We start from the raw sequence: 12923 nt of genomic DNA, 5'->3' as shown, positions 1-12923 counted from the left end.
CGCTGAGATCGTGGGGTGGGCAAAGGCGCTCTTGCGCCGTGCTCACCACCTCTCGCCGGATGAAGATTGGTGGGCACGCTTTGCTTTGCCCACCCTAGGGATCGCCGCTAGCGAACGCGCCGCCCTGTCCTCGCCGACGGCGCCTGCGCGAAATACGGATTCGTCAGACATGTCGCCGGACGCCCCTGCGCGCTTGCCTGGCACTGGGCGAACGAGGAGAAAATGCAGTCCATCCGCTCGCCCTCCAACTCGCCGAAGACGTGCAGGCAGACCGGCGCATCGCCCCCATAGGTCTGGGCGCGCGCGGAACCGGCGATCAAGAGCGCGGCGAACAGGGAAACGACGACAGCAGGCTTGTACACGACAACCTCGAAATCAGAGAAACATCTCAGTCAAATCAACCGTCGACGAGCTGCCGATCCAGTCAAAGTTTTGCGTCAGCCAGATTCGCGCGGCCTCGCGCCCCTCGTCACGCAGGCGGCACAAGAGGCTCCATTCGGGATGGAACTGCGTGGCCGTTCCGAGCTGCGACATCAATTGGTCGTTTCCAATCCAGTGCATGAACATGCGGCTGTGCGTGTTGCGATCGAGCTCGCCATTATCGATCAGCCGGGTCGCGAAGGCAATCGCGCGCATCTCACGCATCAGTGACGAATTGAAGCTGATCTCGTTGATGCGATGGAGAACGTCGGCGGCACTCGCCGGCAGTTCGTCACGCCGGATCGCGGTCACCTGCACGATGATGACGTCTTGGCTACCTTTTCGATAGATCAGCGGAAAGATCGCGGGATTTCCGAGATAGCCGCCATCCCAATAATGCTCGCCGTCGATCTCGACCGCCTGGAAATATGGCGGCAGACAAGCCGAGGCGAGCACGGTCTCCGCGCTGAGCAGCGGCGTCTGGAACACCTTGATCTTGCCGGTACGGACATTCGTGGCGTTGAGAAATAGCTGCGGTGCGTCCGGCGATGAATTGAGCCGATCGAAATCGACCACGCGTAGCAGCAACGACCGGAGCGGATTGAAGTGGAGGGGGTTGAGCAGGTTCGGCGGCACCGTGTGCGTCAGCGTGTGGATGAAAGCATGGACAGGGTGATATTCCGGCGGCAGCTTGAGGGCCTGGATCAACTGGTTGAGTGGCGAGAACAGGTCATAGACCTGATCCATCCGCGAGACCTCGTACCAGAACGCATGCAGGTTCTGCCGCGCCCCCTCGGCTCCGCCGATGGCCATGCCTGAGGCCAGCACCACCGCATTCATCGCGCCCGCGCTTGTAGCGCTGATCGCCTCGATGGCGAGCCTGCCGTCCTCGAGCACGTGGTCCAGCACGCCCCAGACGAAGGCGCCGTGCGCGCCGCCGCCCTGAAGCGCGAAGTTGACGTTCTTCTGGTTGCTGGTCTCACGGGCGGTCACTTTGCGGGCTTCCTGCCTCCCTTCCCCTCGTGCTCCAGCGCCTTGCGCACTTCGTCGAATTCGCCAAGCGAGGCCTTGTCGGCGCGGGGGAAGCGCAGGTCCAGCTTTTCGAGCGCCGCGACGATCGCCGAGCCGATCACGACGCGCGCGAACCATTTGTGGTCGGCCGGCACGACATACCAGGGCGCGTGCGACGTTGCCGTATGCCGGACGATGTCCTGATAGACCGCCTGGTAGCGCGGCCAYAGCGCGCGCTCCTTGATGTCGTCCATCGAGAACTTCCACTGCTTGGCCGGTTCCTCGAGCCGCTCAAGGAAGCGCTCGCGCTGCTCCTCCTTGGATAGATTGAGGAAGAATTTCAGAACCACCGTGCCGTTGCGGCTGAGGTGGCGCTCGAAGGCGGAGATGTCCTCGAACCGCTCCTTCCAGATGTTCTTGGTGACGAGCCTTTGCGGCAGCTTCTGCTTGGCAAGAATCTCCGGATGCACCCGCGTGACCAGGCACTCCTCGTAATGGGAGCGGTTGAAGATGCCGATATGGCCGCGCTCGGGCAGCGCGATCGCGTGGCGCCAGAGGAAATCGTGATCGAGCTCCTTGGTGCTCGGCGCCTTGAAAGCATGGACCTCGCAGCCCTGCGGGTTGATGCCCTCGAAGATCGCCTTGATCGCAGAATCCTTGCCGGCGGCGTCCATGGCCTGGAGCACGATCAGCACCGACCAGCGGTCCTGCGCGTAGAGCTTCTCCTGAAACTCGATCATCCGCTTCTTGTTGGCGTCGAGAATCTCCTGCGCCTTCTCCTTGTCGAGATCGCCCTTCTCGTTGGTCTTGTAATCCTTGAGGTGAAACTTGCCCGATCCGTCGTAACGGAACGGCGTGATGTAGCTGTCAAGTTCCTGGGCGAGCGATTTGGACGGCTTCTTGCTCATGAGCGCGGGGCACCTTGCGTTGCGGCTTCAATCGGTCGAGCAGGCTACCAAGGATGCCCTTGGGAAGGAATATGATGAAAAGGACCAGCAGCACGCCATAGACGAGGTTGTCCCAGCCGACCGCCTTGGTGCCGAAGCCGATACGCAGGGTTTCCGCCAGCAGAATGGTGATGACAGCGCCAAAGGTCGGGCCGAGCGAGACGAACAGGCCGCCGACAATGGCCGCGAACACCATCTGGAGCGACACCGCGATGCCGCTGACGGTGTCGGGGGTGATGAACATCTGGTACTGGCAGTAGATTGCGCCGGCGAGCGCCGTCATCACCGCACTGAGCAGCGTGATTTTCAGCTTCTCCGCGGTGACATCGACGCCGGCGGCGGCCGCGGCATCCTCGTCCTCCGAGATCGCCTCGAGCGCGTAGCGGGCCATGCTGCGGTCGACCCAGTGCCAGACCACGATGCCGAAAAGCCAGACCCCGAGCGCGATCAGATACCAGGTCGTCTTGTCGTCGAATTGCAGCGCCAGCAGCTTGTTGCCCGAGGCGCGATTTGGCGTATAGCCGAGCGAGCCGCCGGTATAGTCGCGCGTGGCCGTGATGACCTGGAGCACGATGCCTGACAGCGCCAGCGTCACCAGCACGAAATAATGTCCGGTGATGCGGAAGCGGAAGCAGGGGTAACCGACGATCAGCGCCAGCGCACCCGCCGCAACCATGCTGATTGGAATGCCGATCCAGGGCGACCAGCCCAGATGATTCCACAGCAGCGCGGTGACATAGGCGCCGATCCCCATGAAGCCGCCATGGCCGAGCGAGACCAGACCGAACCGTCCCATCATCGACCAGGACGTGTAGGCGAACGACCAGATCAGGATCAGCACCAGGATGTGCAGATGATAGGGATCGCGATAGACGAAGGGCAGCGCGACCAGCGCCGCCAGCCCCACCGCCCATGCCGCAAGCCGCCCCTGCCCCATCATCGGCGCCTCGCAAGCAGGCCCGCGGGCCGGATGAACATCATGACGATGAAGAAGGCGAAGGCGAGCACGTAGCCCCATTCGAGGTCGGAGAACAGGCCGCCGAGCGATATGATCTCGGCGAACACAAAGGCGGCGATGAAGCCGCCGATGAAATTGCCGAGCCCCCCGAGCACGCAGATCAGGAAGGTGATCGGTCCGAAGGAGAGGCCGACGAAGGGATGCACGTCATATTGCAGCACCAGCAGGCAAGCGGCGAGCCCAGCCAGCGCGCCGCCGAGCGCGGAGGTGATGAGATACATTCTCTTCGTGTCGACGCCCATCAGCGCCATGATCTGCCGATCCTGGGAGATGGCGCGGATCGCGGTGCCGGTGAAGGTGCGGGTCATGAACAGGTACACTGCGACCATGCCGACCAGCGCGGCCAGAAAGGATAGCAGCCGCGCGTAGCTGAAATTCATGTCGCCGAAGGCGAGCACCGGCAGGCGGATGCCGAGATTGCGGAAGTCGATGCCGAAGGCGACGGTGGCAAAGCTCTGGAGCACGAACAGCACCCCGCCTGTCGCAAGCAGCTGGTTGATCGGCGGCGCGGTGAGCAGCGGCGCGATCACGAGGTAGTGCAGCGCAGCGCCGAGGATCGCGACGAGCAAAATGGTGAACGGCGCTGCGATGAAGTAGCTGAGGCCGTAGTACTGCACGATGAAATACATGGCGTACATGCCGATCATCACCAGCTCTGCGTAGCAGATCCAGGTCACGTCGATGACGCCAAAGATCAAGTTGAGCCCGAGCGCGAGCAGTGCCAGCACGCCGCCGAGCAGGATGCCGTTGATCACGGCCTCCAGCAGATAGATGTCGAAAATGCCCAAAAAAGCTTGCATGCCTGCATGAACCTCATACCCCGAGATACGCTTCCTTGACCGTGTCACTCGCCAGCATCTCGGCCGAGGTGCCGGACGCCCGGATCGTGCCCGCCTCGATCAGATAAGCGCGATCAACCACTTTTAGCACCTGCTGCACGTTCTGCTCGACGATCAGCACCGTCAGGCCGCGGGCGCGGATTCGCTTCACCAGCTCGAACACCTGCTGCACCACGACCGGCGCCAGCCCCGCCGACGGCTCGTCGAGCAGCAGGAGTTTTGGATTCGACATCAGCGCGCGGCCGATCGCGCACATCTGCTGCTCGCCGCCGGACATGGTGCCGGCCATCTGGTGGCGGCGTTCCTTCAGGCGCGGAAACAGGTCGAACACGACATCCAGCCGCTCGGCATAGTGGCCGCGCGCCTCCTTCATGAAGGCGCCCATCTTGAGATTGTCGTCGACCGTGAGCTGCGGAAACAGCCGCCGGTTCTCCGGCACATGGGCGATCCCGAGGCTGACGATCTTGTGCGGCGGCGTCGCCACGACATCGACGCCCTCCATCCTGATCGACCCGCGCGTGGGACGGATCAGGCCGGAGATGACGCGCATCAGCGTGGTCTTGCCGGCGCCGTTCGGACCGATGACGCCGACGGCCTCGCCCGCCTTCACGTCGAGATTGACGTCGAACAGCGCCTGGAACGTGCCGTAACCCGCGCTGACCGAACGAAGCTCCAGCATCGTCTAGCCTCCCGAGCGGCGGCGCGCTTCCGCCGCCGCGGCCTGCGTGGTCTCGGCATCGGTGCCGAGATAGACCTCGATGACGCGCGGGTCGCCGGCAACCGCGCTCGGCAAGCCTTCCGAGATCTTCTCGCCGTGATCGAGCACCATCACGCGGTCGACGACGCGCATCAGCACGCCCATGATGTGCTCGACCCAGATGATGGTGATGCCGAGCTCGTCGCGGATGTTGCGCAGCATGTCCGCCGCCTGGTCCATCTCGGTCTCGTCGAGACCGCCGAGGCTCTCGTCCGCAAGCAGCAGTTTTGGCGCGGTCGCGAGCGCCTTCGCAAGTTCGAGCTTCTTCAGGCCGGCTGCGCCCAGGCCATCGACGCTGGCATGGCGATCGGTCGGCAAGCCCACCATCGCAAGTGACCGCTCGGCCGCCTCCTCCGCCCTGGCACGACTGTGGCGGCCCTGGCCGTAGAAGCCGGCCAGTGCGACATTCTCGAAGATTGTCAGGCGTCGGAACGGCCGCGGAATCTGGAAGGTACGGCCGATGCCGCTGTTGATGATCCGGTGCGGCGCTAGGCCTGCGATCTCGGCGCCGCCGAACAGGATCGAGCCGGATGTCGGCGCCAGGGTGCCGGAGAGCATGTTGAAGATCGTGCTCTTGCCCGAGCCGTTGGGGCCGATCAAGCCGAGGATCTCGCCCTGATCGACCCGAAACGACACGTTGTTGACGGCGGTGAAGCCACCAAACCGCTTCACCAGCCCGCTGACTTCCAGCACCGCCCTGCTCCGCCGCTACTGGTTGCTGTAGGTGGTGCCCTTCGGCAGCGGCAGCACGGCCTCGCGCTGCGCCTGACTCTTGGGCCACACCACAGAGGATTTGTCGTCGATGTACTGGATCACGACCGGGAACGACCGCTCGTTCTGCCCGGCCATCGGCGTGCCCTCGCCGTAGAACTTGACGCCGAAGCCGAGCATCGTGCCGCCTTCGGGGATGTCGGTGTCGAGCGCGGCCTTGCGCAGCGCGTCGGGATCGACGCCGCCATACTTCTTGATCGCGCGCGGCAGCACATCACTCATGAACACGTAAGTGTTGGACGCGCCGATGCCGACATGCGCGGAGCGGATGGCAACGCCGGGCCTGATCTTGTCGAACTCCTCGCCGACCATCTTGATCACGGGCGGGAGCTTCGGATCCATGGTCTTCTGGTTGGCGAGCCAGATCGAGATCGGGTCGGTGTTGAAGATGTAGGTGGCGTCAGCCCCCATCCCCTCTTTCAGCTTCTCGTAGACGCCGTAGCCGGCGCCATGGCCCATCAGCGCGCCGAACTTCAGCCCCTGCTCGCGGGCCTGGCGCAGCAACAGCGTGATGTCAGGGTTGTAGCCGGTGTGGAAAATGACATCGGGCTTGGCGCGCTTCAGCTTGGTCACCAACGCGGAGAGATCCGGCGCCGTCGCCGAATAGCCTTCCTTCATCACAACGTTGAAGCCCGCCTTCTTCGCGCCGGCCTCGTTGCCCCTGGAGACGTCGACGCCATAGGCGCCATCCTCGTGGATGATGGCGACGCGCAGGTCCTTCGGCTCCTTGTCGAACTTCGCCTTGGCATTCTGCGCGATGAAATCCATCGTCATCATGCCGAACTGGTCGCCGCTCGCCTGCGGGCGGAAAACGTATTTGTAGCCCTTGTCGTTGAACACGGCCGACGAGATGCAGGTCGTCATCCACATGAACTTCTTGAGCTGCTCGACGCGGGCAGCGACCGGCACGCATTGCGCCGATGAGAAGAAGCCGAGGACCATGTCCACCTTCTCCTGCTCGAGCAGGCGGACGGATTCGTTGATGGCGATGTCGGGCTTGCTCTGCGCGTCGGCGTAGACCGCCTCGATCTTGTAGCCCTCGACGCCGGTCTTGGCGAAGTAGTCGAGAATGATCTTTGCGCCGATATAGCCGAGCTCAGATCCACCGCCCGCGAGAGGCCCGGTAAGGTCGAAAACAACGCCGATCTTGATCTTCTTCTCTTGAGCCTGAGCCGAAGCCATCAAGCCCGTCGCTGATATCGCGACCAACAGCCCACGTACCAAGCGGGCAGCCATGCGCAGGCGCATCAAAACCTCCCTGGACGATTGTGCATTGCAGTCTTCTTGCTTTTGCTTTTTGGCCCATCACATGGGCTGGGGGCAGCGATGTCAAGCCTCGCGCTTCAGCGCGACGCGAACTGCTGCTCGATAAAGGCCGTGACAAATCGCGGCATGGTCGGCGTGAGATCACTCATCCCGCGCACAAGATGAATGGCCGACAGCTCCGGATCGTCCTCGCGGGCGAGGTTGGCCTCGATCCGGGCCCGGGCCACGTCACCCGGCATGTCCAGGTTGATAATTTGAATCATTGCAATCGACGGACCAGTGACGACACAGTGCCAGTCCGGCTGGGTCCGGTAGTCGGCCGCGGTCAAGCCGGTCTCTTCCCCGAGTTCGCGGATGACACTGCCGGGAATGTCGAGCGCGCCGTCACTGACGTCGTCCAGATCGGGCGTGCCCGAGGGGAAATAGATGCGGCCCGCATTGGCGGTGTGCTGCGCCATCTCGCCCATGATGAAGGCGCCGTCGGAGGCGCGCAGCGCGCCCATGCCAAAACCGTTGAACACGGCCTTGTCGGGAAAGCCCCAGTCGCGCCAGGCAAGGAAGCTCGCGAAATCAGTCTCGAAATAGGTCGCGGCGAGATGGCCGTCCGTGAACACGGCATCGCGCCCGAGCAGGACGCGGCCGTTCCACATCTTCGGCCGCTCGCGCTGCTTCTCGGCGAAATGCGCCGCAATCTCGGCGCGGCGCTCTTCGGCGAACGGCCAGGCGATTGGCCGCACGGCAAGATCAAGCGTCGTGACGCGATGAATGACCAATGACGTCATGACACCTGATTACAACACCTTCGCGTCAGTTATTTGGCGTTCCCCGTGGTCTTCTTGGCCTGATCGACGTACTTGTTGGTAAAGGTCTTGCTGACGTCGATCTTGGCGGCGGCCACCTCGGGCGAGCCGACGCTGAACACCGCGAGCACCGCGTCCGCGCCCTTCGGGTCCATCTTGCCGGTTTCGGAGAACATCGGGATCGTGTTCTTCAGCGCGGCGAGATAAAGCTCCTTGTTCTTGCCGACCATCTCGTCCGGCATCTTCGCCATGATCTCCTCCGGCGAATGCGAATGGATCCAGCCGATCGTGGCCAGCATTGCGTTGGTGAGCGCCTGCGTTTCCTTCTCGTGGCCGTTGATCCAGGCCACGGTCGAGTACAGCGCGCCGCCCGGATATTCGCCGCCGAACGTCTCGAGCGTGTCCTTCTGGGTCCGGGTGTCGCTGAGGATGCGCAGATCCTTGTGGCTGCCCTGGAGCACGGTGACGGAGGGATCGAGCATCACGGCCGCATCGAGCTGACCCTGCTCCATCGCGGCGACCGCGGTGGCACCGAGGCCGACGCCGATCACGGCGGTGCCGGCGGGATCGAGCCCGTTCTTTTTCAGGAGATATTTGAGGAAGAAGTCGGTGGAGGAGCCGGGCGCGCTGACACCGACCTTCTTGCCGGCGAGGTCCTTGACCGACTTGATGTCATTGGTGCGCGAGGGCGCGACCACCAGCACGAGGCCGGGATAGCGGTCATAGACCACGAAGGCCTGAAGCTCCTGCTTCTTGGCGGCGAGATTGACGCAATGGTCGAAATAGCCGGAGACGACGTCGGCGCTGCCACCGAGCACGGCCTTCAGCGCGTCCGAGCCGCCCTTGAGGTCCACGAGCTCGACATTGAGGCCCGCCTTCTCGTATTCGCCGAGTTGCTTGGCCAGCACCGTGGGCAGATAGCACAGGCAGGCGCCGCCTCCGATCGCGATGGTCACCTTGCTTTGCGCCGCGGCAAGACCGGTGGTGAACGTCAGCGCGAGCAGCGCGCCGGCGAGCCTGGCAATCGTGTTCTTCATTGGTTTCCTCCATTCGGCCGGCGGCACCATAGAGCAGCGGGACTGGCTTGAGAAGCACCGCTTAAGTGGCACTGGCCATTGGCCTTTCGGCGCAATAACATGCTCAGACAAGAACAATTCTTGATGGGGAGGATCATCCATGAATCGCCTTGCAATCGGGCTGTCGATCGCCGCCGCCTTTGCCGCCGGATGCGGCGCAAACCAACTGCTCCGGCCGGCGCTGGCCGCGGAGAACGTCACCGCGCAGATCATCCATACCGGCGAGATGGAAGGCGACGCGCTCGGGCCCGCCAACAATGTCGGCTACCGTTCCAAGATGTTTGCCAGCGCCGACGGCGCCACCATCTCGATCCAGGTCGGCAATGTGCCCAAGCACATGCATCCCAACACCAACGAGATCCAGTACATCCTCGACGGGACCGGGACGATCTGGCTCGGCGACAAGGAGGTGACGGTGAAACCTGGCGACCTCGTCATCATCCCCAAGGGCACGCCGCACGGCGGCACCAAGCCGATCAGCGGTCAGGTCAAGGCCATCGCGATCAAGACGCCGCCGCAGGCGCCCGATGACACCAAGCTGCTGGACTAGGCTCCCCGCAACTCGGGCCGGTTGAACGTTCGGGCTCGCACTGCCGTGCGGGCCCGTTCCGTGAATCCCGGCGCTAGATCGGGCGCGTCTGCTTCCGGATCTCGTTCGCGATCGGCTTGAGGGTGTCTCCCGGAAGCTGGCCGACGAGCGTGTAACCCATGCCGCCATCCGCCCACACGAAGCCCGCGACATCGCCGGTCGATTGCGGCATCATCGGCGTATCCAGATTGCGGTTGCTCATCGGACGCGTCAGCACGACAAGCCGGTCGCCGTGATCGTCATCGTACATGAACATCGCGGCCGGGCCGTGCGACGTCGCAACTAGGCGACCGCCCATCAGCCGATAGCCGGATACAGAGAGATCCGGCACCTTGACCGGCTGTTTCAGCCGATTCGATACCCATCGCGTGAGCTCGGCACTGTCGGACGCGCGTATCTCGACCGGCCGCACGCGGTCCGGTGCGTAAACGCCATACGAATAGGCCGCCTCCTGTGCCAGCGCAGACAGTCCGTTCGAGCCCTCCTGCAAGACGCCGCGCATGGTCCACCCGCCGAGACCGCCGATGCCGAGAAGCAACATCGCAGCGATCGCCCACCACGCCCGCATGGGAGACCGCCTCCGGCTCTCGATGATGTGCGACAGATTCAGCTCGGCCGGCAACGGCTCGTCGGCGATCGACGCAAACGCCCCGCGCAGCTCCTCCCGCTGGGTGGCGAAGGCCGCAACGCGCGCGGCGACATCCTGATGATCGTCCAGATAGGATGCGACCTCCGCGCGCCGCTCAGGCTCGAGCGCCTGGTCGACATAGGCGTGGAGATCGTCCTCGGTGATCGGCCGCCGGTTCATTTCACGCCCCGCAATGCCACGACGTTCCCTGGAGCCACGCCCTCCATCTCCTGCAATAGCCTCTCCCGCGCGCGCGACAGGCGCGACATCACGGTCCCGACCGGAATCTTCAGCACTCCCGCGGCGTCCGCGTAGGATAGATCCTCAACCGCAACAAGCAACAACACCGCACGCTGCTCTTCCGGCAGTCTCGCAAGCTTTTTCAGGACATCCTGATAGATCAGCCTGTGCTCCTGCGCGGCGGCGCTGGCGAGCTCACGCTCGCCTGCATCGTCGATCGGCATATGCCTGCCCCGCGCCGTCGCCTGGCGGAATTGCGTGACCGCCAGATTGTGGAGGATGCTGAACAGCCAGGCGCGCACGCTGCCGTCGCGCCGCTGATGCCAATGGCTGACGGCACGCTCCAGGCAATCCTGAACCAGATCATCGGCAGCCACGCGATCGCGCAAAAGCGCGCGCGCGTAGCGGCGGAGCGCGGGGATAAGCGGCTCGACCTGAACCAGCATGTCCTTCACGAGGCGCTCCACCTGCCCTTTGCCGACGTCGGACGGCGCGTCATTGCGCCTCGATCTGGACCGCCTCACCGGGCATAGCCGCGTCGCCGGCCGCAATCACCAGGTACCGCCTTGCTTCAGCGGCAGACTGGTCGACGATCTGCCGGATCGGACCGGCCACATTGACGATGGCAGATCCAGCCGGATTGGTCATGAACGCCGCCAACGGCTGCAACGGGCCACTGCCGTCGCCATGCTCCGCCAGGGCAAGCACATATTTCTGCTTGGGCTGAAGTCCCGTCACCGAAGCCTGTAAGATCTGAATCAGGCCCTGATCGAACAGCGACACGCTGGTCGGCGCCGTGCCGTCCTTCGCACCGTCCTTCGACGCAAGCGCGAGATGAGCGACCTGGCCGGCAACGCCGAGTGCCTGCAAATTCTGGCGGTCATCAGGGTTGGGCGCGGCATTTGGAACATACGCGATCGCCTGCGGCGCCTGACCGATCGGAACGTTCCCGACCACTTTATTGGTCGCCGTGTCGATGGCCGCGAGCGCGTCGGCGTTCTCCAGCCCCACATAGATTCGTGTGCCGTCGCCCGACGGCCAGACGCCGTGCGGCAGATTGCCGACCGGGATCGTCGCGACCTGCGAGAAATCGTCGGTGCGGAACACCTTTACTTCGTTCAGGCCACCGATGGTGACGTAGGCGAACGTGCCCTTGGCGGTGTGCGCGAAATTGACGTGGTTGGTGATCGGCCCGGTATCGATCGTCTTGATCGCGTTGAACGGTGGCTTGGCGTTGAACACCTGTGTCCGGCCGACGTCCTTCAGCGTGAACCACACCTGGTTTCCATCCGGCGTCGCCGCGATGTTCGGGCAGAATGGGCTCTCCTGCTTCACCGTGGCGACGATCTTGTGCTCGGCCACCGCGACGACGTCGGTCTCGGGATTGAACGACGAGCAGATGTAGCCGTATTTGCCGTCGGGTGAGAAAATCTGCATGCCCGGCCCGTTCGGGGTCGTGATGCGGGTCTTCTCCTTGAAGCTGATCGGATCGATGACGGAGATGTAGTTCTCGCCGCGAACGGTGACCCACACTTCCTTGCCGTCCGGCGTGAAGAACGCCTCGTGCGGCGATCGTCCGACGTAAGTGATATGCTTGACCGCGTTGGTCGCGGTGTCGATGAAGCTCACCGAATTCGAGCCGATCGATACCACGGCGAGCGTCTTGTGATCGGGCGAGAAGCCCATGCCATGTACGAGCACCTGGCCCTTGTAGAGCGGGCTGAAATTGCCGGGTTGCGGGTCGCCCAGCCGGATCACGCCAAGCAGCTTGTTATCGACGGGATCGGTGACCGAGACCGTATTCGAGAACTGCTCTGCGGCGTAGACACGGTCGTGGTGGCTCACCGGAATATCGGCAGCGGACAGCGCGCCCGGCGCCTGCCCTGCCCACGCGACCGAACCCGTCGCAAGCATCGTGGCCGCCAGGAAAATGCTCTTCATCATAGTGCTTCGTGACGTGGTCATCTGCGACTCCTACTTCTTCATTCCCGTGGACACATCCATTTGCATGCCCGGATGATGATGAACGGTTGTGTTGGGAGCTGAGGGCGGTTGGGTCGGGGCGGGCGTGGTGTCTGTCGCCGGCTCGCCGATCGCGAGCTTCATGGCCGCGATCTCCTGCATCTGGTCGACGATGATTTCCTGGGCGATACGCCGCAGCTGCTCGTTCTTGCCATAGCGCAATTCGATGACCGCCATGTCGATCGCGCCCTGATGATGCGGGCTCATCATTGCGACGAAGTCGCGATCGATGTCGCCGGTCGGCTTGGCCGCCATGTCGTTCATCATCTTGGTCATCGCCGCTTCGTTTTCTTCCAAAAACGCACGCTCCTCCGCGCTCACCGCGGCCGGTGGGGCGGCCGGATGGGCTTCATGCGCGAACACGAGCAGCGGGAGTACGGACGCGACCAGAATTGGCGCGGCAAGGAACGCCGTGCCGAGGCCGGGCCTGGGCCATCGGTATCTGCTTGCAAGAGCCGCTACGGCGCGGCGAAACTGTGAGGGGGGCATCCTGAACTCCCATGCAGGTGGTTGCATGGGGGTATGACGTATGGCCGCGC

15 protein-coding genes are annotated in these 12923 nt (G+C 63.6%); 1 reads left to right on the top strand and 14 read right to left on the bottom strand.

Going from position 1 to position 12923, the window contains the following annotated elements:
• Positions 1–107: 107 nt before the first annotated feature.
• The 10 genes from AB4Z51_RS16195 to AB4Z51_RS16150 all read right to left on the bottom strand — a co-directional run bounded on the left by AB4Z51_RS16195 (position 108) and on the right by AB4Z51_RS16150 (position 8866).
• Positions 108–362 carry a DUF3551 domain-containing protein gene (locus tag AB4Z51_RS16195; protein WP_071910559.1) on the bottom strand — a complete coding sequence of 85 codons (255 nt, stop codon included), beginning with the start codon at positions 360–362 and terminating at the stop codon, positions 108–110.
• A 13-nt stretch (positions 363–375) separates the two neighbouring features.
• Complete coding sequence (locus tag AB4Z51_RS16190; RefSeq protein WP_071910557.1) at positions 376–1413, bottom strand: patatin-like phospholipase family protein; 1038 nt, start codon at positions 1411–1413, stop codon at positions 376–378.
• Positions 1410–2339 carry a polyphosphate kinase 2 family protein gene (locus AB4Z51_RS16185; RefSeq protein ID WP_135214127.1) on the bottom strand — a complete coding sequence of 310 codons (930 nt, stop codon included), beginning with the start codon at positions 2337–2339 and terminating at the stop codon, positions 1410–1412. The genes AB4Z51_RS16190 and AB4Z51_RS16185 overlap by 4 nt, the downstream gene beginning before the upstream one ends.
• Positions 2299–3318, bottom strand: coding sequence for a branched-chain amino acid ABC transporter permease (locus AB4Z51_RS16180; RefSeq protein WP_135214126.1), 1020 nt, complete (start codon positions 3316–3318; stop codon positions 2299–2301). The genes AB4Z51_RS16185 and AB4Z51_RS16180 overlap by 41 nt, the downstream gene beginning before the upstream one ends.
• Positions 3315–4196, bottom strand: a complete 882-nt coding sequence (locus AB4Z51_RS16175) for a branched-chain amino acid ABC transporter permease (protein WP_063981643.1) — start codon at positions 4194–4196, stop codon at positions 3315–3317. Before AB4Z51_RS16175 ends, AB4Z51_RS16180 begins: the two co-directional genes overlap by 4 nt.
• A 13-nt stretch (positions 4197–4209) precedes the next feature.
• Positions 4210–4914 carry an ABC transporter ATP-binding protein gene (locus tag AB4Z51_RS16170; protein WP_028150400.1) on the bottom strand — a complete coding sequence of 235 codons (705 nt, stop codon included), beginning with the start codon at positions 4912–4914 and terminating at the stop codon, positions 4210–4212.
• Positions 4915–4917: 3 nt separating this feature from the next.
• On the bottom strand, positions 4918–5685 hold the full coding sequence (locus tag AB4Z51_RS16165) for an ABC transporter ATP-binding protein (protein WP_028150401.1): 768 nt from the start codon (positions 5683–5685) through the stop codon (positions 4918–4920).
• A gap of 15 nt (positions 5686–5700) precedes the next feature.
• Positions 5701–7011, bottom strand: coding sequence for an ABC transporter substrate-binding protein (locus AB4Z51_RS16160; protein WP_135214125.1), 1311 nt, complete (start codon positions 7009–7011; stop codon positions 5701–5703).
• A gap of 95 nt (positions 7012–7106) precedes the next feature.
• Positions 7107–7811, bottom strand: coding sequence for an NUDIX hydrolase (locus AB4Z51_RS16155; protein WP_135214124.1), 705 nt, complete (start codon positions 7809–7811; stop codon positions 7107–7109).
• 29 nt (positions 7812–7840) lie between these two features.
• Entirely contained in the window at positions 7841–8866 is a 1026-nt protein-coding gene (locus AB4Z51_RS16150; protein ID WP_167767962.1) for an ABC transporter substrate-binding protein, read from the bottom strand.
• Positions 8867–9005: 139 nt separating this feature from the next.
• Here AB4Z51_RS16150 and AB4Z51_RS16145 point away from each other — a divergent pair, with 139 nt between their 5' ends.
• Complete coding sequence (locus AB4Z51_RS16145; protein WP_015684397.1) at positions 9006–9455, top strand: cupin domain-containing protein; 450 nt, start codon at positions 9006–9008, stop codon at positions 9453–9455.
• A 73-nt stretch (positions 9456–9528) separates the two neighbouring features.
• Here AB4Z51_RS16145 and AB4Z51_RS16140 read toward each other — a convergent pair whose 3' ends face one another.
• The 4 genes from AB4Z51_RS16140 to AB4Z51_RS16125 are packed head-to-tail and all read right to left on the bottom strand — an operon-like array spanning position 9529 to position 12873.
• A complete protein-coding gene (locus AB4Z51_RS16140) occupies positions 9529–10302 on the bottom strand; it encodes an anti-sigma factor family protein (RefSeq protein ID WP_085401541.1) in 774 nt (257 codons plus the stop codon).
• Positions 10299–10808, bottom strand: coding sequence for a sigma-70 family RNA polymerase sigma factor (locus AB4Z51_RS16135; protein ID WP_038942280.1), 510 nt, complete (start codon positions 10806–10808; stop codon positions 10299–10301). Before AB4Z51_RS16135 ends, AB4Z51_RS16140 begins: the two co-directional genes overlap by 4 nt.
• Before the next feature lie 49 nt (positions 10809–10857).
• A complete protein-coding gene (locus tag AB4Z51_RS16130; protein ID WP_085401540.1) occupies positions 10858–12327 on the bottom strand; it encodes a YncE family protein in 1470 nt (489 codons plus the stop codon).
• Positions 12328–12336: 9 nt separating this feature from the next.
• A complete protein-coding gene (locus tag AB4Z51_RS16125; protein WP_167767961.1) occupies positions 12337–12873 on the bottom strand; it encodes a DUF305 domain-containing protein in 537 nt (178 codons plus the stop codon).
• Between the last annotated feature and the right edge of the window lie 50 nt (positions 12874–12923).

It is taken from the genome of Bradyrhizobium sp. 2TAF36 (assembly GCF_052114925.1).
Lineage (GTDB): Bacteria > Pseudomonadota > Alphaproteobacteria > Rhizobiales > Xanthobacteraceae > Bradyrhizobium > Bradyrhizobium barranii.
Note: the sequence above shows the minus strand (reverse complement) of the source record. Positions and strands in the feature narration are given on the sequence as shown.

Coding starts and splice junctions, on each gene's coding strand:
- AB4Z51_RS16180 (WP_135214126.1), bottom strand. CDS start 3,318: ATGATGGGGCAGGGGCGGCTTGCGGCATGGGCGGTGGGGCTGGCGGCG.
- AB4Z51_RS16175 (WP_063981643.1), bottom strand. CDS start 4,196: ATGCAAGCTTTTTTGGGCATTTTCGACATCTATCTGCTGGAGGCCGTG.
- AB4Z51_RS16170 (WP_028150400.1), bottom strand. CDS start 4,914: ATGCTGGAGCTTCGTTCGGTCAGCGCGGGTTACGGCACGTTCCAGGCG.
- AB4Z51_RS16160 (WP_135214125.1), bottom strand. CDS start 7,011: ATGCGCCTGCGCATGGCTGCCCGCTTGGTACGTGGGCTGTTGGTCGCG.
- AB4Z51_RS16155 (WP_135214124.1), bottom strand. CDS start 7,811: ATGACGTCATTGGTCATTCATCGCGTCACGACGCTTGATCTTGCCGTG.
- AB4Z51_RS16150 (WP_167767962.1), bottom strand. CDS start 8,866: ATGAAGAACACGATTGCCAGGCTCGCCGGCGCGCTGCTCGCGCTGACG.
- AB4Z51_RS16145 (WP_015684397.1), top strand. CDS start 9,006: ATGAATCGCCTTGCAATCGGGCTGTCGATCGCCGCCGCCTTTGCCGCC.
- AB4Z51_RS16140 (WP_085401541.1), bottom strand. CDS start 10,302: ATGAACCGGCGGCCGATCACCGAGGACGATCTCCACGCCTATGTCGAC.
- AB4Z51_RS16135 (WP_038942280.1), bottom strand. CDS start 10,808: ATGCTGGTTCAGGTCGAGCCGCTTATCCCCGCGCTCCGCCGCTACGCG.
- AB4Z51_RS16130 (WP_085401540.1), bottom strand. CDS start 12,327: ATGACCACGTCACGAAGCACTATGATGAAGAGCATTTTCCTGGCGGCC.
- AB4Z51_RS16125 (WP_167767961.1), bottom strand. CDS start 12,873: ATGCCCCCCTCACAGTTTCGCCGCGCCGTAGCGGCTCTTGCAAGCAGA.